Source organism: Fulvivirga ulvae (assembly GCF_021389975.1).
GTDB classification, from domain to species: domain Bacteria; phylum Bacteroidota; class Bacteroidia; order Cytophagales; family Cyclobacteriaceae; genus Fulvivirga; species Fulvivirga ulvae.
The window spans coordinates 6,213,348-6,235,245 of record NZ_CP089981.1 but is presented as its reverse complement, the minus strand read 5'-3'; the positions used below and the strand labels follow the sequence as shown (position 1 = coordinate 6,235,245).

The following is a 21,898-nucleotide window of genomic DNA, read 5'->3' as shown; positions in this document are numbered from 1 at the left end:
ATTAAAATTCTAAAGCCAGGTGGAAAAAATATCTTTTTGCAGAGGGGAACGGCGTAACTTCAACACCTGTTGAAAGACCGTCGCCACCGAAGTTAGATACTTCAGGATCGTAACTGTTATAGTCGAAGAAGTTTAACAGGTTGTAGCCTGAAAAACCAACTCTTACACCAGTGAATACACCATTGAATACATTAAGAAGCAGGTCTTCATCAAGATTGTAATACAAGCCTACTTCTCTCAGCCGGATATATGAAGCATCCTCTACGAAAGGCTCAGCAGATACACCCAGTTGAGACAGTCTGTAAGGACCGTTTTGTAACTGCCCTGTCGGATCAAGTCCACCATCGTCAAAGTCTGGACTGGTACCGTTAAGGTCAGTAAGAAGTGTTGACAGGTTTACGTTTTCAACTCCCTCTTTCCAGTGCCACAAAAATGAAAATTCAAAGTTTTTCCAGGTGATAAAATTGTTCCACGACATTTGGAAATCAGGCTCGGCATCACCCCACTTGGTCACACCGCCAGGATTGTTAGGGTCTATACCCACAAGTTGCGTGGCACTTTGCCCTTCTTCTATTCTAAGCGTACCCAGTGTCGCTCCGAATGCACCTGTGTTGAAAGCCGGCACTCTCAATTCTGTGACTTCCGAACGGTTGAACCAGAAGTTTAGGGAAGAGTTAAACTTCAGGTCAGGCTTGTCAATAGCCAGTACGTTCAGTCCCATTTCAATTCCCTGGTTTTCCAGCTCAGCTCCATTGATGATCTGTTGAGTATATCCGGTGGAAGTAGGTACCAATGCACTAAGGAGCAGGTCTGTTACATTCTTCTTGTAATATGTGAAATCGAACAATACTCTATTGTTTATAACTCCTATGTCAAAACCAGCCTCAATTTCTGATTGCTTTTCGGGTTCTACTTCCTGGTTACCCAGTTGAGTGCCGATCAGAGAACCGGCCTGTCCGTCTATAATTACACTACCGAAGCCAGTGTACTTGGAGCCAAAAGTTGCAAATCTACCGGCCTGTCCGTATGCTACTCTTAGTTTCAGGGAATTAACAGCTTCAATACCCCAAAAGCCAAATTCATGAAGATTCAATGCGAGGTTGGCTTTAGGATAGTAAAAGAGCTTGTTTACATCACCATTGTTGGATGATTTATCAGCCCGAAGACCTACAGTAGCTATGATCTGATCGGCAAAGTTAACTTCCTCCTGGATGAAGAAACCAGCGTCTTCTTCAGGTTGAACAGTTTGCTCAGCACTTATAGCACTGGCCTGGTCGAGGTTGGATTGCGTACCTATAAGCTGGGTAGCAGTGATAAGCGTTGTATTCCTGTTGAAATCCAGTTTGAGCACCCCAAGCTGTGTTATAAAACTCAGCTTATTAGAAGGGAAGTAACTGTGAACAAGGAATGCCTGTAGGTTTTTGTTTTCCAGTACAGTCCTGCCCTGTATAGAGGCACCTCCAGTACCGTTGTTTCCTTGTTGGAACTGAAGCTCTCTGGGGAACAGGGCAGTGGTTTTTAAAGTATAGCTATCCAAACCGGCCAAACCGATGAATTTTAATTGCATATTGTCACTTTGAAAAAGAGTGGCCTCCAGTTTTGCACTTCCTATAAACCTTTGTACTTCTTCACGGTTGGTAATGAGATCCCTGGTTTGCAGGAAGTTGGAAGGCGCATCCGGGTTGTTCGGGTAGTTGCCATTCTCATCCGGGAAAAGCTGGGTGTATGGTCTTGTAGATATGTATGAAATACCCATAGTAGTACCGGAATTATCATTGTTGAAGAAACCCCGGTCGGCCGTAGAAAGAACGTAGTTTGAAGTCAGGGCCACATTTACATTTTCGACAATATCATGTGAAAAATTTAGTCTCATTGAAGTTTTTTCATATCCCGTATTTTTCACGATACCTTCCTCATCCTTTCTAAGGAACGAACCGTAATACTGTGTGTCGTCGTTTCCGCCCGATGCGCTGAGCATCGTGTTGAGCAATAACCCCTTGTTGCCGTAAAGCTCATCCTCATAGTCGTGGATAAGCCCTGCATCCCTGGCGTTCTGGAACCTTGAAATTTCTGCCGCTGCGGCAGCCTCCCTTTCGGCAGTTTCCTGAGGAGTCTCATTGTCACCAGGGGCAAAGTAAGTATTACGTATTCTTTGTTCTGTAAATGTCCTGGTACCCAGAGGGTTCAGGATAGAAGTTTGTCCGACGGACTGCTCCAGTCGTATTTTTGTTTTTCCGGGTGTTCCCTTTTTAGTGGTTATAACCACTACACCCGCAGAAGATCGTGATCCGTAAATAGAGGCTGCAGATGCCCCTTTAAGGATCTCGATGGTTTCAATATCTTCCGGAGATATATCCGCAATCCGGTTAGACGGGTTATCCTGATTTGAGGAGCTACCACCGGCAGCAGCAGAAGAAACCACATTTAGTCCTGCCGCGATGGAGGAGTTATCTACATAAACCCCGTCTACAATGAACAACGGCTGAGAGCTGCCGGTAATAGAAGTAATACCCCGTAGTTTTACGGCTATACCACCTCCGGGCGCCCCTGAATTCGATACAATATTAGCTCCCTTGAACTTACCGTAAAGAGCGCCATCCACCGTTTGAGGGGTGGTGGTACCAATAATCTCTTTTGCAGAGATAGAAGCTACCGAGTTTGCCAGGTTACTCCTTTTTATATTTGAGGCGAGTCCACTGATCACCACCTCTTCCAGGCTTGTTACATCTTCCTCAAGTTTAACATCTAACCGCGGGCCGGTGACCGCAGCTTCTTTATTTTTATAGCCGATAAATGAAAAGACCAGAAAGGTTCCGTCATCTACTTTAAGGCTATATTCACCATTACCATCAGTTATGGTACCGTTGGTTGTACCTTTTACGATAACGTTAACGCCTGCAATAGGCTCACCGCCTTTGGTTTCCGTCACTCTTCCAGAGACGGTGTTTTCCTGACTGTATGCAATCTGAGAGAGCATTAAACTCAAGCAAGCAGCCAGAAGAAAATAGTAATTTTTCTTCATAGTTGTCGGTTTTTAGGTTTGACATAAAAATTGCCTGATTAAGGTATAAATTAAAAAGCGAAATATAAACTTGTAAAGGGGGTAATTTTCAGTGGTTTATCCCGTAAAATGGGGGATTTTGCAAAATTTCATTCTGAAAATGCTCTGATTTGCATAGGGTTAGGCTCAAAAATTATTATTTGAGTAATTTCCGGGGAGGCACTACAAAAATGCTGAAGTTGTATACAAAGGCGGAGTTTAGCTTGTTTTCTACAATGACATCCGAATTGATAGAAGCGTTGTTAGACAGGTCAAAGCTGATATTGCTCCTCAGGCCACCTTCAATGCCAAACCAAAGCCAGTCATGGATCTCACGTTCCCAGGTAAGAAGAAACCTTATCTCAGATTTGTCCAGAAATACAAGGTCATTTTTGGCTTCATCGAGCCTGATGCTGTAGTTGGACCCATGCAGCTCAGTCTTCGCATAAAAGTAGTTTTTTTGATTAAGGGTACTATACCGCAGCTTTACTTCGGCAGGCAGGATGGATTCAATGCCCCACTGGTTGTTAAATGATTTGTTATAAGCAATAAGCGGATATATTGAGCGCCGGCCAAAACCATAGCTGAAGGCTATACCGAAAGCATAGGAAACATAATCATTTTTTTTCCAGCCAATTAAAGGAGAGATCGAAAATTTGAAAAAGTCATTCTTGGCAAACGATTCGGATTGGTAATCGCCATTCAGACCACCGCTAAGCCTTAGCAGATAATATTTGTTGGTTCTGGTAGGTTTCACCATAAAAACCTCGCCTCTTATACTTCTCAAAGATCGGTTCTCCAGGTTTTGATAAAAAGGATAGTCAAGATTGTCGGGTTGTTCGAAATTAAATTCTTCTACAAAGTACTTGACACCTACGGCCATTTTAAAGCCATCTTTTAAAATTATAGGAGCCCTTACTTTCATTTCCCAGCGGCGGTTCCTTCTTACCTCGGCAGAAGAGTTTCCACCACCTGATTCGGATTTTATCCAATAATCCCTGACAATTTCCCTTTTTATAACTATTCCTTTAGAACGTGGTAAACCTATAACACCGGGTACGCAGAAAACAGAGTCAGTACAATTAACTATAGGCTCCTGAGCCAGTGCAGGAATAACACTTAACATAAGTAAAACAATCTGAAATATCCGCCCGGGCATTAAAAACAAGGATTTAACTTATATAATAATTACAAATTACCAATTTTATTATACAAACATCTTAATTTTATTGATGTTTAAACTGATGATGAAAAAACTTATTTTGATATGCCTGCCTGTACTGGTTTCTTGCAAATTTACCCCCTATAACGGCAGCGATGTTTACAATGAAAAAGCAAATTTACCTGTAGATGAAGCCCTGCATTTTAAAAATTCACTGGAGTGGTGGTATTTTACCGGACATCTTAACGGTGTTGACTCTGGAGATGAATATGGAATAGAGTATGTAATATTTCATTTTAACCCAAGGAACAAAAGCGACTATCTGATGACCAATTTTGCCATTACTGATCCGGAAAGTGGCAGGTTTATTTATGACTATAAAATACAGAAATCAGATACACTGCTTAAACCGGAATTACCACTTCGGCTCGTGGTAGAGGATATGCACAGGTCTCACAGACTGGAGGGCAAAATGGGAGAGTACCATATTAAGGCCAACATGAAAAAGGAACCTGTTGAAGTGGAACTAAAAACAAAGCCGTTAAAGCCAGTGCTGCTACATAATGGCACCGGGTATGAAACCTATGGTAAATACACTAAAGCCGGCTATTACTCATATCCGAGGCTTAAAGCGGAAGGACATTTAAATATAAAAGGTGAAAATATTAAAGTAGCCGGTGAATTGTGGTACGACAGGCAGTGGAACTGTGTAGGGGTTTGGCAGAAGGAGGTAGCCTGGGATTGGATCTCGGTTCAGCTCGATGAGCCTCAAAGTGAGCTCATGCTTTACAGGTTACATCATTTTGGTGATGATAGGGTACTGTTTGGCGGAAGTTATTATGATAAAGATGGCAAAGTATTTACTTTGCGCGAAGGTGATATAGTACTGGAAGAGCTTGAATACTGGAAGAGTGGCAGGTCCGGTGCTGTTTACCCTGTCAGGTGGAGTGTGAAAGTACCCGGCCGGGATCTGGATCTTATTATAGAGGCCCGTATTCCTGATCAGGAATTAGGTGTTGGTTTTACAGCCTTTTATAAACTTTATTACTGGGAGGGAATGTGTTCGGTGACCGGAGCGTTAAAAGGGAAGCCGGTTACGGGCAAATCATATGTTGAATTAACGAATAGAGACGCATTTAATAAAAAGTGATTTACGAATTTATAGATCTTTTGAAGGAGAGGCTTACTAAACCGTTGCCGGGGGCTGAAGCGCAGCGAATAATGATGCCTAAGGAGAGTACCGAAGCGCGTTTTGACCTCAACAGGAATGATGTACGCCTGGGTGGTGTGATGGTATTGCTGTATCCTAAAGGTAATGAAATATACCTGCCTCTTACCCAGCGTCATGATTACGGAGGAACGCATGGTGGACAGGTGAGTTTTCCCGGAGGCAAATGGGAGGAGGGTGACCCTGATCTGGAATTTACCGCCCTGCGAGAGACCTATGAAGAGATTGGCGTACAAAAGTCGGATGTTCAGATAATAGGCAGGCTTACCGACCTCTACATTCCACCCAGTAATTTCCGTGTCTCACCGGTAGTAGGCTATGTTGATGAATATCCTGCTTTTACGCTTGATCCGTATGAGGTGAAGGCACTCATTGAGGTTCCTTTGTCAGAGCTGATCAAAGAAACAACACTGAAAAGAAAAGATATACTGGTAAGGGGTAACTACCGGTTAAATGCCCCATTCTTTGATATTGACGGAAAGGTGGTATGGGGAGCAACAGCAATGATGCTTGCCGAGCTGGTCGCACTGGTGCGCGAAATGGAGCTGAATTTGTAATTCTTATCAATTATCGATTAGTTTGGCATCTTAAAAACTTTTCGATACCCCATGGAAGAAGAACATTTTAAGCCTTTTTTTACCAACGATGCCGTTATTTTTGGTATTTTAATGACTATTCTGGCTGTAGTATTTAAAACGGCAGCCAACAAGAGCCCGGGATGGCAAAAATTTTACAAAGTTATACCCACCATACTTCTTTGCTATTTCCTTCCGTCATTGCTAAATACTTTCGGTCTGGTAGATGCTGAAGAGTCCAGGCTCTATTTTGTGGCTTCCAGGTATCTGTTGCCCGCCTGCCTTGTGCTGCTTACACTTAGTGTTGACCTGAAAGAAATTATCAGGCTGGGCCCCAAAGCTGTGGTTATGTTCCTTACGGCTACTGTCGGCGTAGTGATAGGGGGGCCGTTGGCCATACTGATTGTTTCAGCTATAGATCCTGATTTCGTAGGAGGCATAGGTCCTGATGCAGTTTGGCGCGGTATGACAACAATTGCAGGAAGCTGGATTGGGGGTAGTGCCAATCAGGCAGCCATGTATGAATTATTCCAGCCATCCGACAGTCTCTTTTCTGTAAGCATTACTGTAGATGTTATCGTTGCCGAGCTTTGGATGGCTGCTTTGCTGTTGGGAATAGGCCGTGCCGATGATATCGACAACTTTCTAAAGGCTGACAGCAGTGCCATTACCAAGTTGAAAAATAAAATGGAAGCTTATAGCCTGAGTATTGCCAAAATCCCTTCAGTAGCAGACCTGATGATCATTTTGGCCATTGGCTTTGGAGCAACAGGTTTCTCACATTTTATTGCTGATATTGTGGCTCCTTATATTGCAGAAAACGCACCTTACCTTAAAAATTTCAGTCTGGACGCCGAGTTTTTCTGGATTGTAGTCATATCGACAACTATTGGCGTAATTTTCTCTTTTACCAAACTTCGCGAACTCGAAGGAGCAGGAGCCTCCAGGATCGGTACCGTTTTTATATTTATACTCGTCGCTACCATTGGTATGAAGATGGATGTGCTTGCTATTCTCGAAAACCCGGGCTTCTTTCTGGTTGGGCTGATCTGGATGGCCATACATGTTGCACTGCTCATTATTATTGCCAAGTTGATCAAAGCACCTTATTTCTTCCTGGCGGTGGGTAGTAAAGCCAATATTGGCGGAGCGGCCTCAGCACCCGTTTTGGCTGCGGCCTTTCATCCTGCATTGGCCCCTGTCGGCGTGTTACTGGCAGTATTGGGTTATGCGTTGGGCACCTATGGAGCCTGGCTTTGTGGTATCCTTATGCAGGTAGCGGCTAAATAGAACTTACTGTTTTTTTGATCGTGCTGCATTCTTATAAGTTTAGTCAATGGTACCTCCATTTAAATAGCAACCGTCAAAACTAAACAACGGCTTTACTAAACTTTTGAAAGTTTGGTAAAGCTTAACTGTTCTGTAGTACTGACAGTGATAATATCAATAATAAGGACCCCTGCATTTTTATATGCAGGGCTGCTCGTGCCGGTGCATGGCACCCGATCAGCAGTTCTTCGTTTCTTTGGTATGGCATGGTCAATTGGTTTTTAGTCAGGCTTATGAGGTTAGCAACTGTTTAGCTTTACTAATTCTCCCAGGCTTAGTAAAGCTGGGTTTAACATCGGCGCTGCTTCGGAGTTACAAGGCGTAACCCGTTTGATTGACTACGGTTGACTCAACAACCCTGATCATCAATCTTTTATTTTTATTTAAAATAAATCCAAATAAGGTTTGTCTCAAGAGTCAGACCTGATATATTTGCCTTGTTATTTATATTAATTCCAAATAAAGCTTAACCTAAAATATGAAATCTAAATTATTAATGGTGGCCTTAGCAGCCACTGTTTTCTTTTCCTGCGGTGATGATGACGAAAGCCCCAGTGTTTCATCAACCGACAAGCAAGACGTAGTTGACAACTATGCCAATATAGTTTATGCTACTTATTCCGATGCTCTCAGCACGGCTGAAGATCTGAGTACTGCCATAGATGCGTTGGTGGCAGATCCGACAGAAATAAACCTTGAAGCTGCAAAAACCGCATGGCTTGAAGCTCGCGAGCCTTATGGTCAGTCTGAAGTATTTCGTTTTTACGGAGGACCTATTGATGACGAAGATGGTCCTGAGGGACAGCTCAATGCCTGGCCGCTTGATGAAGCCTATATTGATTATGTGAATGGTGGCGGTACAAGCAGCATCATACAGGACGCAGCAAACTTTCCAACGATAAATAAAGAGTTGATTGCGAGCCAAAACGAAGCTGGTAGCGAAACCAATATCAGTTCTGGTTATCACGCTATTGAATTTTTACTTTGGGGTCAGGACCTGAGTGACGGACCCGGTGGAGGAGAGAGACCTGCTACTGATTATGATGTAGACAATTGCACAGGAGATAACTGCGAAAGAAGAGGTACCTACCTGAAAGCGGCTGTCGATCTTTTGATAGATGATCTTGAATACCTTGTGTCAGAATGGGCGCCTAATGGGGCTTACCGGGCAACATTTACTGCCAGCGCAAATCTGGATAGTTCACTTGAAGGCATGTTGGCAGGAATGGGTAAACTGAGTAAAGGTGAATTGGCTGGAGAAAGAATGTTCGTTGCTTATGATGAAAAAAGTAAGGAAGATGAGCACTCTTGTTTCTCAGACAACACCCACAGAGATATTGTTACCAATGCCCAGGGAATTAAAAATGTTTACTTCGGGTCATACACCAGGGTGGACGGAACGGTAGTTTCTGGTGCCGGTATTAATACACTGGTAGCTATACTGAATACAAGCCTTAACTCAGAATTGGAGACTTTACTGAACAGCTCTGTTGATGCTACTGAGGATATTCAGGCTCCTTTTGACCAGGAATTTTTAAATGATGCAGGACGCGCAAGAATCGAAACAGCTATAGACCTTCTTCGTCAGCAGGGTGATAAAGTTGCAGAGGTTTCGGCCTTGTTCGGCTTTACTTTGGATCCCAGCGACATTTAGTTTTAATATGTAAAAGATCATATCTTTGCCACCCATGTCACCGTGGGTGGCTTTGTTGTTTAAAACTTTGACTTTGCCCCATTGATTTTAATTTCTTATTAAGAGTTCATGAGACTGCTTCAATATTTTTTGTTTGTATCATGTTTGTCGCTTTTGGCTTGTGGCGAGGACGACGATATTAATATTGCTTTAGAAGAGGGAGAAGAGTTTTCCGGTGGCGACGTCACTGTTTCTGATGTTTCTGTAAATGCATTTGGCAACCCGGCTCCGAATCTGGAGGGTGACAGGGATTTACAATTTGTTGTTGGCAATTCCTTTTTTAACAGAAACTGGGTAACATCGCCTTCTTCTACAGAAGACCTGGATGGTCTGGGGCCGTTGTTTAATGCCCGGTCATGTTCTTCATGTCATTTTAAGGATGGGCGCGGACGCCCCCGGCTTTCCCCGGATGATAAAGACCCATCTATGCTATACAGGCTTAGTATACCCGGCACCAGTGCCCACGGTGGGCCATTGGCCGACCCGAATTATGGAGGCCAGCTCAACCCATTATCCATTTTAGGAGTTCCTGCCGAAGGTGATATGGAAGTAACTTATCAGGAGGTGACTGGCAGCTATGCCGATGGAACTACTTATTCCCTCCGTAAACCCACCTATACATTTACCAACGGTTCTTATGGTAGCCTGGCTGCCGGGGCAATGGTTTCTCCAAGGGTAGCACCGCACATGGTCGGTCTGGGCCTGCTGGCATCCATCGATGAAAGCACACTCATGGCTATGGCCGATCCTGATGATGTCGACGGTGATGGCATCTCAGGCAGAATAAACAGGGTATGGGACTTTGAAAAAGAAACACAGGCCATTGGTCGTTTCGGCTGGAAAGCCAATCAGCCAACGTTACGTCAGCAAACAGCAGGAGCTTTTCTTGGCGATATTGGTATAACCTCTTCCGTATTTCCCGAGCAGGACTGCATGGATAGCCAGACGGCATGTAAAGAAAGTCCGGAGGGGGGAGAGCCTGAGTTGAAGGAGAGCATACTAGAAAAGGTAACTTTATATTCCGGCACATTGGCTGTGCCAAAAAGAAGGGACTGGAAAGATGATGTGGTACTGCAAGGCAAGCGGCTTTTCTTAGGTGCCAACTGCAGTGCGTGCCATATTCCGAAGGTTGAGACAGGGTATAATGCAGATTTTCCTGAATTTGCCAACCAGACCATACGGCCTTACACCGACCTGCTCATCCACGATATGGGAGAGGGGCTTGCAGATAACCGTCCGGATTATCAGGCCACCGGGGCAGAATGGCGTACCCCTCCTTTGTGGGGCATTGGCTTGTTTAAAATTGTAAATGACCATACATTTTATTTACACGACGGCAGGGCCAGGAACCTTGAAGAAGCTATTCTTTGGCATGGGGGAGAGGCAGAGGCTGCAAAGCAGGCTTTTGTACAAATGGAAAAGCAAGAGCGTGAAGCACTAATAAAATTTTTAGAATCTTTATGAACAGGTATTATACAAAAATGTCAGGTATGCTGGTTGGGATGGTGCTCATTTCAACCCTGGTATCATGTGGGGATGATGATGAAAAAAGTGCAGATAACTTTGACAGGACAAAACTCCTTGAAAATATCGGGACTAATATTGTAGTAGCTTCCTATAGTGATTTCTCAGCAAAGACAGCCCTTCTGGAAGTATCTGCAGTCACTTTTGCAGAAACTCCTACGGTTGACAACCTTGCAAAAGTGCAGAGTGACTGGCTAATAGCAGCCAAAAGTTATAAAATGGCTGAAATGTTCAACTTTGGACCTATAGACCAGCTTAACCTCATGACCAGTATTGATAACTGGCCAACCAATATTTCGAATATCAGCTCGGTGCTGGAAACCACGGAGGCCATCGATAATGATTTTGTGAAAAACCTGGGATCATCCACAAAAGGCCTGCCTGCAATAGAATATCTGATCTTTGACGATGAGCTTGACAATGCAGCTATAGTTCAGGCATTTGTTGACAATCAAAACAGAAGCGACTTTTTAAAAGCACTGACCGTAAACCTGGCTGAAATTACCCTACAGATTGATAACGAATGGACGGCCGATAAAGGTAATTATGTAACGGAGTTTATCAATGCCAATGGCAAAGACATCAGCAGCTCGGCAAACATTCTGGCCAATAACCTTATCCAGTTAGTAGAAATTATAAAAAATGAGAAAGTAGGCATTCCTCTGGGCAAGAAGAGTGGTGGCACTATCTTTCCCGAAGATGTTGAGGCGCCCCACAGCCTGCAGTCCCTTGAGTTGATACTGCAAAACCTGACCTCTATCAAACAGGTGTACACCGGAGATACGGACAGTGGTAGTGAAAGGAGTGGCTTTGAAGAATACTTAGATGGCGTAAATGCCCAATATCAGGGCGAGCAACTATCTGTAGTGATTGCCCAGCAGATAGACGCCTGCATCACCGCAACCGAAGCCATTGACATGCCCTTAAAACAAGCTTTGACCGATGAACCCGTTAAAGTGGATAAGCTATACACAGAGCTGCAAAAGCTCACTATTTACGTTAAGACCGATATGATGTCGAGCCTGGGCTTGCTGGTTACATTCTCAGACAATGATGGCGATTAAATAAGGGCATCTCGGCCGCCTGTCCAAACATGTTTCCGATTGGGACAAACTTGTTTAAATGGCAGCTGGCAGAACTAAACAGCGGCTTTACTAGACTTTCAAAAGTTTGGTAAAGCTTAACTGTTCTGTAGCACTGACAGTGGTATTACCATAGGGCAGAGGCTGTTCCATACCTTTTGTGAATATGACCTGGCCTCACAACAAAGCCGAATTTTCCCATGCTTCTATTTCGCTTAAAGTGTATGTCAATTTTCCATTTGATGGTTTTCTCATCCATAACAGAAGCTTGCACGAGTCTTTGCATGCAGCGGTATATATTCGGGTAGTTATATACCGCTTTTTATTTTAGCAAGGCTTATGGGTTAGCAATAGCCCGGATTTACCACTCCTCTGAGAAAGTCAAGCCAATTAAAACCTTAAGGAGCATGTAACATAAAGGGCGAAATGAGCTGTTTGAAACACGGACTGCATTTTTGTTTGCATTCTCCGTTATATATGACATTAACATTACGGACAAAATGGGAGTAACCAGGCTGGAATTCAGGGATCATGATATTAACAAAGCCCTGGATATCCGCAGGCTCACGGCCGGGCTGTACATTGTTCATGTACAAAACCGCGAGGAATACTTTACGCAGCAACTGCAGATAGAATAATTCTCAATCAAGTCCGGGATAGATTTATTTAAAAGAAGGCTTTCGGAATGTGCAGCGTCCGGGAGCCCTTTTTATATCAGGGGGCAAAGACTGAATATCAATAAGTTATTTTTATTTAAAATTATTCTAAACAAAATTTGATGACTGCGCAGAGCCTGCTATATTTGCGTCGCTATTTAAATGAAGTCTAAATAAGAATAATCTAAACCACTGATGAAATTAAAATTACTTTATAGCCTGTTGTTTGTCTCTGTATTGTTTTCTTGTGATGATGACGAAGATAATCAACCTGATGTGGAGGTGCCGGCTACTTACGAATTTACAAGAGACGGCCAGTCAACTGTAAGTTACCAGGGGCAAATTGATCGCCTGAATATGGTTACTGAAATCAAAAGCTACCTTTCTGCCGGAGATGCAGGAGAACCTGTAGAAGCCTCTAAGTTGTTGAACATGTATGCCAATGAAAACGACGCTTTTACCAGTGCAGATCTTAATGCATCTACCAAGCAGTTGGAAGATAAAACTTTTGCTTCTGATGTACAATGGTTTAAAGACTTGTTTGCAGAAGCAGAAGCGGCCAGTAACTCAGAAGATGCTGCCAGCAATGGTCAGGCCGGACTAGTGGAAAGAGGCACCAAATTCATTCTTGTAAATGAAAAAGGATGGGAATTTACCCAGTTTATCGAAAAGGGATTGATGGGAGCCGTGTTCTACAACCAGATTTATAACGCTTATTTATCAGATGCTAAAACAGGCGATGATGTAGACAACGAAACATTAGTGGATGGCGAAAACTATACTGCCATGGAGCACCACTGGGATGAAGCTTTCGGATATTGGGGTGTTCCTGTTGATTTTCCTAATGGTAACCCTGTTTTGTCTGACACTGACAAAAGGTTCTGGGCTAACTATACCAATGGCCGTGATGAACTTTTAGGGGTAAACAGCCTGCTGATGGATGCCTACCTGACCGGCAGGGCTGCCATTGTAGCTAAAAGAAATGATGTTAAAAATGAGCAGAAAGCAATCATCTATGAAGGACATGAGCTGGTGGCGGCTGCTACTGCAGTTCATTACCTTAACCAGGCAATGAGCGACTTAAGTGCCGGAGATCAGGGTAATTTGCTACATCACCTGTCTGAAGGATACGCATTTGTAAAAGCCTTGCAATACAGCCCTGTTAAGAAAATTACTCAGGCTGAGATCAACGAAATATTAAATACTGATTTAGGGACAGACGGTAACTTCTGGGAAGTGAGCCTTGCGGGAATACAGAATGCCAAGGCTACTATTATAGCGGCATATCCTACCCTGGAATCTGTGAAAGATCAATTGTAAAATGAAAAGAGTATTTGCTGCGATATTATTATTAAACTTTATTGTAGTTACAAGCTGCAGTGACGACGAAACCGGGGGTGACACTCCCGGTTTTGATCGTAAAGTGATGCTGGAAGATCTGGCCGACAATATTATCATACCGGCGTATGATACACTGAATAAAGAAGTTATCGCGTTAGACGACGCAATCAATGCGTTCATAACCACACCTGATGTTGCTACCCTTACAGCCTCTCGTGTTGCATTTAACGAGGCTTACCATGCATGGCAAAGATCTTCCTTCTGGGAGTTTGGCCCTGCATTCGATGTTTTACTGATGAGCTCGGTTAACTCCTTTCCGGCTGATCACATCTCTATTGAGAGTAATGTTACTAACGGTACGTACGATTTTAGTACCCTTTCCGGTCAGGATGAAAAAGGCCTGCCGGCGGTTGGCTATCTGCTACATGGTATTGGTGATACAGACCAGGCCATAATTGATATGTACACCACTGATGGTAATGCTACCAATAGAAGAGATTATTTACTGGCAGTGGCGGCAGATATGCGTTCAAGAGTATCTGAGGTAGCTGCCGGGTGGGCTTCCGCAGGGGAAGATTACAGATCGGTATTTATCAATAGTGATGGCACTGATGTGGGAAGCAGCGTTGGGCTGATGGTCAATGAACTGAATAAATTTGTAGAACGGGAGGCCCGTGATGGCAAAATAGGTATTCCGTTGGGTAAGAGATCTCAGGGCATTCCTATTCCGGGCGAGGTAGAGGCCGGCTATAGTGGCTTGTCCATTTCACTGGCTTCCGAAAACCTTGAGGCGCTTTACAATTTTTACATGGGTATAGGAGTAACCGGTGACAAGGTTAGTTTCTATGACTACCTTACGAGCATTAATGCGCAGTACAATGGAGGCCTGCTTTCTGATGCCATTAAACAGCAGTTTGAAAGTGCAATGAAAGAGGTGAGTGAAATACCTTCGCCATATCAAGAAACCGTGGAGGTGAACCCAACACCTGCGGATGAAGCGTATACTGAGCTTCAGAAGCTGGTAGTTCTGTTAAAGGCTGATATGCCCTCGGCACTTGGTGTGTTGATTACTTATCAGGACAATGATGGCGATTAGAGCATAGATCATGCGAAACTTTGTATATAAGCCAATATCAATTGCACCCTTAATTGTTTTCAGGGTGCTTTTTGGCTTTATAATGTTCGTGAGTGTAGTGCGGTTTATGCTAAACGGCTGGGTAGATTCACAATACCTGATGCCGCGCTTTTTCTTCTCTTATTATGGCTTTGAATGGATAGAGCCACCCGGTGAGCCTGGCATTTATGTGTTATTTATAATTATGGCCATCGCTGCGCTGTTTGTGATGGCAGGAGCTTTTTATAAAATATCTGCTTCAGTATTTTTCCTCATATTTACCTACGTAGAGCTCATTGACAAAACAAATTATCTGAATCACTACTATTTTGTAAGTCTTGTAAGCCTGGTGATGATCTTTTTACCTGCACATCGGCATTTTTCCCTGGATGTTTTGCGTAAACCATCACTTCATGTAAGTAAGATACCTTATTGGTGTATCCTTATCATTCAGCTGCAGCTGGCACTGGTATATTTCTATGCAGGTGTAGCCAAACTCAATTATGACTGGCTGATCGAGGCTTTGCCGTTAAGAATATGGCTTCCTCCCAATGCACATATACCCGTTGTAGGTTTTTTATTCGAAAAAGTATGGGTAGCCTATTTTTTTAGTTGGTTTGGAGCAGTGTATGATCTCTCCATTCCCTTCTTTTTGTTTTACAAACGTACAAGATCCTATGCATACATAGCGGTAATTGCCTTTCATATATTTACATGGTTACTGTTCCCAATTGGAATGTTTCCGTTTATCATGATACTTGCAACATCTATTTTCTTTTCTCCTGATTTTCATCAGGGTTTAATTAAAAAGTTAAGTGTTGCTTTGCAGCGTATGGGAATTTACAGAGCAGGCACACCGCCCGAATATGCCGCGCCTGCCGCCAGTAAGTGGATCATGGGCTTCTTCGGTCTGTTTTTAATGGTTCAGGTCATGCTGCCATGGCGTTTTGCTCTTTACCCCGGAAAGCTTTTCTGGACAGAGCAGGGCTACAGATTTTCATGGAGAGTGATGCTCATGGAGAAAGCCGGCTATGTGATTTTTCATGTAAAAGACCCGGAAACAGGACGTGAATGGGAGGCATATGCGCATGATTATTTAACCCCTGTGCAGGAAAAACAGATGTCGACCCAGCCTGATATGATCTTACAATATGCTCAGTTTTTAGAGCAGCAATATATAAAACAAGGCATAAAAGACCCTGAAATCAGAGCGGAGGCCTATGTAACCCTAAACGGCAGAGGTAGTCGCTTGTTAATAGATCCTGAAGTGGACCTTACAAAAGAACAGGATGGGTTCAGGCATAAAAAATGGATTTTATCCTACTGGAATTAATGAAAGTAAAGTTTAAGTACATTACCCTGTTTTTTGTTTTAATAGCGGTGCAAGCCGGCGCTCAGGGCATCATAACCGGAACGGTTAAGTCTGCCGAGGGTCAGCCCGTTGCTGATGCTGAAGTCTTTTTACAAAATACCAGGTATATTACCTCTACGGACAAAAGAGGACGCTACGAATTAAAAGACATTCCTTATGGAACATATACGCTGGCCACCTTTTCCATTGGCAGAGCCACATTGTCCCGTGAGGTGATCCTTACCTCAGAAAATCAAAAAGTGAGTGTCGATTTCCAGCTAAATGAACTTTCAGCAGAACTGGATAATGTAACTATAAAGAGCGATAGAGAGGAAACTTCAGGCATTCGAAGGCTCCAGGCAGTAGAGGGAGCCGCTATATATGAGGCTAAGAAAAATGAAGTTATTGAACTTCGTGATATCACTGCTAACCTTGCAGTAAACAACAGCCGGCAGGTTTATGCCAAAGTTCCCGGCCTGAACATATGGGAAAGCGACGGTGCAGGCCTTCAGTTGGGAATAGGTGCCCGGGGGCTTGACCCCAGCAGGACTGCAAACTTTAATGTAAGGCAAAATGGCTATGATATCAGTGCCGATGCTTTAGGGTATCCGGAAAGCTACTATACACCTGCAACAGAGGCTGTGGAGCGCATAGAAGTGGTGAGAGGAGCTGCTTCCCTGCAGTACGGAACACAGTTTGGAGGGTTACTGAACTTTATAATGAAAGAGGGTCCTGAGGATAAGAAAATTGAAGGTGTTACGCGTAATACGGTTGGTTCGTACGGCTTCTACAGCACTTTTAATAGCCTGGGAGGTACAGTAGGAAAGTGGAATTACTACACCTTTTTTCAATACAAGAGGGGAAACGGGTGGAGAGAGAACAGCTCCTTTGACTCTAAAATGGCCTATGGAGCCCTGAAATATAATGCTTCTGACAGGTTTTCTGTGAAACTTGAGTACACTTTTATGGATTATCTGGCGCAGCAGCCAGGTGGTCTTACTGATCAGTTTTTTATTGAGAACCCCCGGCAGTCGATACGGGGAAGAAACTGGTTTCAGGTAAACTGGAACTTATTTGCCAATACCATTGACTACAGGATCAATAATAAACTAAAGTTAAATGTCAGGACTTTTGCGCTCATCGGAGGCCGGGATGCCCTTGGGAATCTTGGCAGAATAGACCGCACGGATGAACTTGAACAAGAAAGAAACCTGTTTTCCGATGAGTTTCATAACTTCGGCAATGAAACCCGGCTGATCTACAATTATAATATAGGAGACAGACAAGCGGTTGCACTTGTAGGAGCGAGGTACTACAATGGTTCTACGGATAGAAAGCAGGGACTGGCTGATGCTACGGCTGAGCCCCACTTTACATTTCTAAACCCTGATAATCTGGAAGATTCTGATTTTGACCTCCCCAGTGAGAATATATCGATATTCACTGAGAACATTTTTGATATTACCGAGAAGTTTAGCATTACACCCGGGGCACGTTTCGAGCATATATATACCGGCGCGGATGGCTATTATCAACAAAGCACTTTTGTAAAAGACCCTGTCACCGGGTTGAAAAAAGACTCTACTTATCAGGAATATGAGTCGAGAGAGCGATCCAGATCTTTCATGTTTTTTGGCCTGGGCCTGAGCTATAAGCTAAAGCACAGGGAAGTTTATGCTAACTTCTCGCAAAACTACAAGTCTATCAACTTTAATGATATCAGAGTAGTTAACCCTAACCTCGTGGTAGACCCTGATATCAAAGATGAATTCGGCTATAATTTTGACCTTGGGATCAGGGGAAACAAAGCTGGGAAATTCAACTATGATATAAGCCTCTTCTATCTTCGATATAATGATCGTATAAGCGCTATCCAGAAAAAGGACACAGTTAACTTCAGGGTTTACCGGTACAGGGGAAATATTTCTGATGCTTACAGCACTGGACTTGAAGCTTTCGGCGAACTGGAGCTGTTTAACGCCCTTGGGGTAGATTCACAAAATAGTCTCAATGTATTCGTCAACGCATCTGTAATAGATGCCAGGTATCTTGAAAGTAAAGAGGAAGCCATAGAAGGTAATAAAGTGGAACTGGTGCCTCCATTCAGTTTGCGTACGGGGTTATCTTTTATACATAACCACTTCAGGGTTACCTATCAATATTCATATGTTCAGAAGCATTTTACAGATGCAACCAATGCAGATGACATGGTTCCCGGGGCTGTATCCGGTCCCATACCTACTTATTATGTTATGGATCTTTCTGCCAGTTATCGGTATAAGTTTGCAAAGCTGGAAGCCAGCATTAACAACCTCACGGATAATAAATATTTCACCCGAAGGGCATCAGGCTACCCCGGGCCGGGTATTATCCCGGCAGATGGCAGGACTTTTTACCTGACTCTTGAGCTTAAATTTTAGGTAACTGCCTTAGCCGTAAGCAGGTATGTGTCAAAATCCCCGTTAGCGGTGATGTTATGGTCTTTTAAAATTTCTGAGATTGCATCATGGTAAATCCTTTACACCATGAAGTGAGGGAAGCTTTAAATCAATTTAACATCATGAAAAAGAGCAAACTATCAATCAACGACCTGAAAGTAAAGAGCTTTGTAACTGACTTCGCAAAGGGTGAAGTAAACACAGTGAAGGGCGGTAACACAGTTGCATGCTATGCCACTGGTGCCGAGACTTGCATTTTTGCTTGTTACTATGCTGAAAGGTAAACTATTAAGGGCTGCATTATGCTTCGCCTGTGATGCAGTCCATTTATCAGACGCTTCCTTTTCCCAATAGTCTTCTGCTTTGTAGGGTCACCCTCCGGATGTCAGGATAAACATTATTACCATTTATACGATAATTTCAGGCTAATTGATTACATTGCTATCCCTGCCCGCAATAGCAGAGTGAATAGTCTTTTATGAAAACAGCTGTGTGTCATGCTTGAAGCTTTGACCATTCTTACCCTGGGGAAATCCATTAGTGCAATAGCCAGGAAAAAGGGTTTGAAACCCGGTAGATATATCGTGATCATGCTTGTTTTGCTACTCGGTATGGAAGTAGCAGGAGCTGCGATTGGAGTTATCCTGTACGGAGATGGTCCTTTGATTTACGTATTTGCACTTACCGGAGCTGCTCTTGGGGGCTTTTTAAGCTATCAGGCGGTAAGGTTTGTAAGTCCCGTGTCGTCGTTATCTTCAGATAAAATCCTTGATGCCGATCTGAAAGATTAATCCTTTTACTAACAATTCTGTACTATGGAAATAAGAAGCGCCGTAATTGATGATGTGCAAAAAGTTCTGGATCTTCAGGAAAAGTATCTGTTTAATAATTTGAAAGAAGATCAGCGTAAGGATGGCTTTGTGACCACGCCATTTACCGCCTCGCAGGTTGAATCTATAATTGCACAAGATGGCTTATTTATAGCTTTAGACAGAGAGAGCGTAGTAGCTTATATCTTTGCAGGCAGTTGGGATTACTATGCTCAATGGCCCGTTTTTCCATACATGACTTCGTTTTTTCCCAAGGTTAAATTTCCGGGCCACCATCTTACTACGGAAAACAGCTTTCAGTATGGCCCGATTTGCATAGACCGGGACTACAGAGGTGGGGACTTACTGAAATCCCTTTTTGAGGTGATGAGGTTGGGTATGCTGAAGCGATACCCCTTAGGAGCAACATTTATAAACAAAGCCAATACCCGGTCCTTAAAAGCCCATGTAGATAAGTTGGGATGGCATGTTATTGGCGATTTTGAATATAACTCTCAGGAGTACTTTATTCTGGCATGTGATATGAGCAGGCCTGTTTTGCCAAATGCTGAAATAGTCGGGGTACAGGCTAAATAGAACCTCATCAAGGTTACGGGAATAAATGCCCGGATTAAGAGTGTATGTTGGTGATGTGCTGTTCTTTTTGCGGAGAATAATTGCTAAACATATAAAATCATGAAAACAAAAACCATCATTATTTCAATGCTGTTACTGATTTCTGTAACAATTGCCCTTGGCCAGAAAATCGAAGTTAAATCGGGGAATCTGGATTTTCTGAAAAATCAGAAAAAACTGAAAATTGAGTATGATTATAGCAACATGGGTGTAGGGAAGTTTGAGAAGGAGGAAGACTATATTAAGAAAAAGGTCAGTGAGTTAAATGAAAAGGAAGCAGGGTCAGGAGATCAATGGAAGGAGAATTGGGTAACTGACCGAAAGCAGAGTTTTGAACCAAAATTTGAAGACCTGTTGAATGAAAGCCTGAAAAAGAATAATCTCGTAGGAGGTAACTTTGATGACGCAGAATACACATTAATACTGAGAACAGTATTTACCGAGCCCGGTTTTAATGTAGGTGTAGCCAGAAAAAATGCATATACTGACCTTGAAGCCGTGTTTGTTAAAACTGGTTCAGCCGACCCGTTAGCAATTGTAACCATCGAAAAATCTCCCGGCAGAGGTGGTATGGGATACGACTTTGATACTGGTTTTAGGATACAGGAGTCTTACGCTAAAGCAGGGAAAGAGCTCGGTCAGTATTTGGTCAAAAAAGTATTATAGCCTTCAGAGTGGATAGCTAATAAGTTTTGCCGCCCGGGGTTGATGCCCCGGGACACAAACAAAAGTTACTTTGCATCAGCGACTGGAAGGTAAGGCCGCTGAAATGAATTTCCAGATCTTCTGATAGACAACCTTGCAGGAGTGTGTTAATAGTACAGGCCTACAATTTCCCTGACCAGGTAGGCCGCATAAATGAATATGAGTGTGTAACCAAGCTTCTTGTTTACCCGCCATCGGGAAATAACAAAGGTTATAAAGATTAATGCTACAGAAGCAAAGAGCAGTATTACAGATTCGTTCAGGCCTTCTGCGTGGGTTAGAATGGGCTTATCTTCCACCACTGTTATAATGAGCCATGGAAAGCCCAGGCCAATAAGTATATCAAAAATATTAGAACCTACTGCGTTACTTACCGCCATACCACCTCTTCCCTGTCGGGCTACAATAACTGATGAGACCATATCAGGAATCGAGGTTCCTATGGCTAGCACCGTGAGGGCGATCACTACTTCTGGAATTTCCAGGATCAGCGAAATACCAATGGCAGATTCAACCAGCACCCAGCACAGAAAGGCGATGGCCCCAATGGAAAACATAAAGGTTAGAATGTAGCGTTTGGGATTTGGAAACAACTTCCTCAATACAAAATGTAATGGGATAAAAATCTTTTTCCAGCCTCTGAGAGCCGGCTCTTCATATCCGTCATCCATCAGGTCTCCATCTGCATGGTTGAAAAGCCTTTTCCAGTTCATAACCGTAAGGAGGTAGCCCCCATAAAAAATGATGAGGAAAAGGCTTTCAACCCAGGTAATCAAGCCATCTCTCAGCACAGTAAAAAGTGCCGCAACCGAAAGCGCATAAAAAATAAAGTCTCTTACCACCGGCTGCCACATGAGCCGGGCACTGCGTACAACTGCCGAAGCGCCAATGATCACCAGTATATTGAACAGTGCTGACCCCACAATAGTACCGACGCCAATGGCCGCATGGTCACCGGCGCGAATCAGCGAAATAATTGCTACAAATAGCTCAGGAGCACTTGAACCAATGGCCATTAAAGTGGCTCCGGCCATTTCATGAGACATTTTTAACCTTTCCGCTATTTTGTCAAGCGACACTACAAAATAGCGGTCACTTACCTCTGCCAGTAAGTAAAATGAAATGATCAAAGCCAGACAGTATAGAATGAGGGCCATACTGAAATATATAATATTTCATAGGTTAAATAAAGGTTTTAATGTATTAATATTTCTA

Annotated in this window: 18 protein-coding genes; 15 read left to right on the top strand and 3 right to left on the bottom strand. The window is 43.2% G+C overall.

The window, feature by feature from the left end; genetic code table 11:
• Nucleotide 1: 1 nt before the first annotated feature.
• Both LVD17_RS26170 and LVD17_RS26165 read right to left on the bottom strand, forming a co-directional pair.
• A complete protein-coding gene (locus tag LVD17_RS26170; RefSeq protein ID WP_233762956.1) occupies nucleotides 2–3,022 on the bottom strand; it encodes a SusC/RagA family TonB-linked outer membrane protein in 3,021 nt (1,006 codons plus the stop codon).
• A 175-nt stretch (nucleotides 3,023–3,197) separates the two neighbouring features.
• Nucleotides 3,198–4,166, bottom strand: a complete 969-nt coding sequence (locus LVD17_RS26165) for a hypothetical protein (RefSeq protein ID WP_233762954.1) — start codon at nucleotides 4,164–4,166, stop codon at nucleotides 3,198–3,200.
• 118 nt (nucleotides 4,167–4,284) lie between these two features.
• Here LVD17_RS26165 and LVD17_RS26160 point away from each other — a divergent pair, with 118 nt between their 5' ends.
• From LVD17_RS26160 to LVD17_RS26090, 15 genes are all read left to right on the top strand, one after another.
• Complete coding sequence (locus LVD17_RS26160) at nucleotides 4,285–5,352, top strand: lipocalin-like domain-containing protein (RefSeq protein WP_233762952.1); 1,068 nt, start codon at nucleotides 4,285–4,287, stop codon at nucleotides 5,350–5,352.
• The gene (locus LVD17_RS26155) at nucleotides 5,349–5,987 is read left to right on the top strand and encodes an NUDIX hydrolase (protein WP_233762950.1); all 639 of its coding nucleotides are present in this window, start codon (nucleotides 5,349–5,351) and stop codon (nucleotides 5,985–5,987) included. The genes LVD17_RS26160 and LVD17_RS26155 overlap by 4 nt, the downstream gene beginning before the upstream one ends.
• Nucleotides 5,988–6,038: 51 nt before the next feature.
• A complete protein-coding gene (locus LVD17_RS26150; RefSeq protein ID WP_233762948.1) occupies nucleotides 6,039–7,295 on the top strand; it encodes a DUF819 family protein in 1,257 nt (418 codons plus the stop codon).
• A gap of 517 nt (nucleotides 7,296–7,812) precedes the next feature.
• Nucleotides 7,813–8,988, top strand: coding sequence for an imelysin family protein (locus LVD17_RS26145; protein ID WP_233762946.1), 1,176 nt, complete (start codon nucleotides 7,813–7,815; stop codon nucleotides 8,986–8,988).
• A 108-nt stretch (nucleotides 8,989–9,096) separates the two neighbouring features.
• Nucleotides 9,097–10,491, top strand: a complete 1,395-nt coding sequence (locus tag LVD17_RS26140; protein ID WP_233762944.1) for a di-heme oxidoreductase family protein — start codon at nucleotides 9,097–9,099, stop codon at nucleotides 10,489–10,491.
• Nucleotides 10,488–11,615, top strand: a complete 1,128-nt coding sequence (locus LVD17_RS26135) for an imelysin family protein (protein WP_233762942.1) — start codon at nucleotides 10,488–10,490, stop codon at nucleotides 11,613–11,615. Before LVD17_RS26140 ends, LVD17_RS26135 begins: the two co-directional genes overlap by 4 nt.
• A gap of 473 nt (nucleotides 11,616–12,088) precedes the next feature.
• Nucleotides 12,089–12,271: a T9SS type A sorting domain-containing protein gene (locus LVD17_RS26130; protein WP_502798393.1), complete on the top strand. Its 183-nt coding sequence runs from the start codon at nucleotides 12,089–12,091 to the stop codon at nucleotides 12,269–12,271.
• A 213-nt stretch (nucleotides 12,272–12,484) separates the two neighbouring features.
• Nucleotides 12,485–13,609, top strand: coding sequence for a DUF4856 domain-containing protein (locus LVD17_RS26125; RefSeq protein WP_233762937.1), 1,125 nt, complete (start codon nucleotides 12,485–12,487; stop codon nucleotides 13,607–13,609).
• A 1-nt stretch (nucleotide 13,610) separates the two neighbouring features.
• Nucleotides 13,611–14,726 (top strand): imelysin family protein, encoded by a 1,116-nt coding sequence (locus LVD17_RS26120; RefSeq protein WP_233762934.1) that lies wholly within the window; start codon nucleotides 13,611–13,613, stop codon nucleotides 14,724–14,726.
• A 10-nt stretch (nucleotides 14,727–14,736) separates the two neighbouring features.
• On the top strand, nucleotides 14,737–16,077 hold the full coding sequence (locus LVD17_RS26115) for an HTTM domain-containing protein (protein ID WP_233762932.1): 1,341 nt from the start codon (nucleotides 14,737–14,739) through the stop codon (nucleotides 16,075–16,077).
• Nucleotides 16,053–18,515: a TonB-dependent receptor gene (locus LVD17_RS26110; RefSeq protein ID WP_233762930.1), complete on the top strand. Its 2,463-nt coding sequence runs from the start codon at nucleotides 16,053–16,055 to the stop codon at nucleotides 18,513–18,515. Before LVD17_RS26115 ends, LVD17_RS26110 begins: the two co-directional genes overlap by 25 nt.
• A 140-nt stretch (nucleotides 18,516–18,655) precedes the next feature.
• Entirely contained in the window at nucleotides 18,656–18,817 is a 162-nt protein-coding gene (locus LVD17_RS26105; protein WP_233762928.1) for a pinensin family lanthipeptide, read from the top strand.
• Nucleotides 18,818–19,030: 213 nt separating this feature from the next.
• Entirely contained in the window at nucleotides 19,031–19,324 is a 294-nt protein-coding gene (locus tag LVD17_RS26100) for a hypothetical protein (RefSeq protein ID WP_233762926.1), read from the top strand.
• A gap of 24 nt (nucleotides 19,325–19,348) precedes the next feature.
• Nucleotides 19,349–19,939 carry a GNAT family N-acetyltransferase gene (locus LVD17_RS26095; RefSeq protein ID WP_233762924.1) on the top strand — a complete coding sequence of 197 codons (591 nt, stop codon included), beginning with the start codon at nucleotides 19,349–19,351 and terminating at the stop codon, nucleotides 19,937–19,939.
• 99 nt (nucleotides 19,940–20,038) lie between these two features.
• Nucleotides 20,039–20,644: a hypothetical protein gene (locus tag LVD17_RS26090; protein ID WP_233762922.1), complete on the top strand. Its 606-nt coding sequence runs from the start codon at nucleotides 20,039–20,041 to the stop codon at nucleotides 20,642–20,644.
• 146 nt (nucleotides 20,645–20,790) lie between these two features.
• Here the strand turns inward: LVD17_RS26090 and LVD17_RS26085 are convergent, their stop codons facing one another.
• A complete protein-coding gene (locus tag LVD17_RS26085) occupies nucleotides 20,791–21,840 on the bottom strand; it encodes a calcium/sodium antiporter (protein ID WP_233762920.1) in 1,050 nt (349 codons plus the stop codon).
• Between the last annotated feature and the right edge of the window lie 58 nt (nucleotides 21,841–21,898).

Excerpts from the sequence above, each read along its gene's own strand:
- LVD17_RS26170 (WP_233762956.1), bottom strand. The coding sequence starts at position 3,022 with ATGAAGAAAAATTACTATTTTCTTCTGGCTGCTTGCTTGAGTTTAATG.
- LVD17_RS26165 (WP_233762954.1), bottom strand. The coding sequence starts at position 4,166 with ATGTTAAGTGTTATTCCTGCACTGGCTCAGGAGCCTATAGTTAATTGT.
- LVD17_RS26160 (WP_233762952.1), top strand. The coding sequence starts at position 4,285 with ATGATGAAAAAACTTATTTTGATATGCCTGCCTGTACTGGTTTCTTGC.
- LVD17_RS26150 (WP_233762948.1), top strand. The coding sequence starts at position 6,039 with ATGGAAGAAGAACATTTTAAGCCTTTTTTTACCAACGATGCCGTTATT.
- LVD17_RS26145 (WP_233762946.1), top strand. The coding sequence starts at position 7,813 with ATGAAATCTAAATTATTAATGGTGGCCTTAGCAGCCACTGTTTTCTTT.
- LVD17_RS26140 (WP_233762944.1), top strand. The coding sequence starts at position 9,097 with ATGAGACTGCTTCAATATTTTTTGTTTGTATCATGTTTGTCGCTTTTG.
- LVD17_RS26135 (WP_233762942.1), top strand. The coding sequence starts at position 10,488 with ATGAACAGGTATTATACAAAAATGTCAGGTATGCTGGTTGGGATGGTG.
- LVD17_RS26125 (WP_233762937.1), top strand. The coding sequence starts at position 12,485 with ATGAAATTAAAATTACTTTATAGCCTGTTGTTTGTCTCTGTATTGTTT.
- LVD17_RS26120 (WP_233762934.1), top strand. The coding sequence starts at position 13,611 with ATGAAAAGAGTATTTGCTGCGATATTATTATTAAACTTTATTGTAGTT.
- LVD17_RS26115 (WP_233762932.1), top strand. The coding sequence starts at position 14,737 with ATGCGAAACTTTGTATATAAGCCAATATCAATTGCACCCTTAATTGTT.
- LVD17_RS26110 (WP_233762930.1), top strand. The coding sequence starts at position 16,053 with ATGGATTTTATCCTACTGGAATTAATGAAAGTAAAGTTTAAGTACATT.
- LVD17_RS26105 (WP_233762928.1), top strand. The coding sequence starts at position 18,656 with ATGAAAAAGAGCAAACTATCAATCAACGACCTGAAAGTAAAGAGCTTT.
- LVD17_RS26100 (WP_233762926.1), top strand. The coding sequence starts at position 19,031 with ATGCTTGAAGCTTTGACCATTCTTACCCTGGGGAAATCCATTAGTGCA.
- LVD17_RS26095 (WP_233762924.1), top strand. The coding sequence starts at position 19,349 with ATGGAAATAAGAAGCGCCGTAATTGATGATGTGCAAAAAGTTCTGGAT.
- LVD17_RS26090 (WP_233762922.1), top strand. The coding sequence starts at position 20,039 with ATGAAAACAAAAACCATCATTATTTCAATGCTGTTACTGATTTCTGTA.
- LVD17_RS26085 (WP_233762920.1), bottom strand. The coding sequence starts at position 21,840 with ATGGCCCTCATTCTATACTGTCTGGCTTTGATCATTTCATTTTACTTA.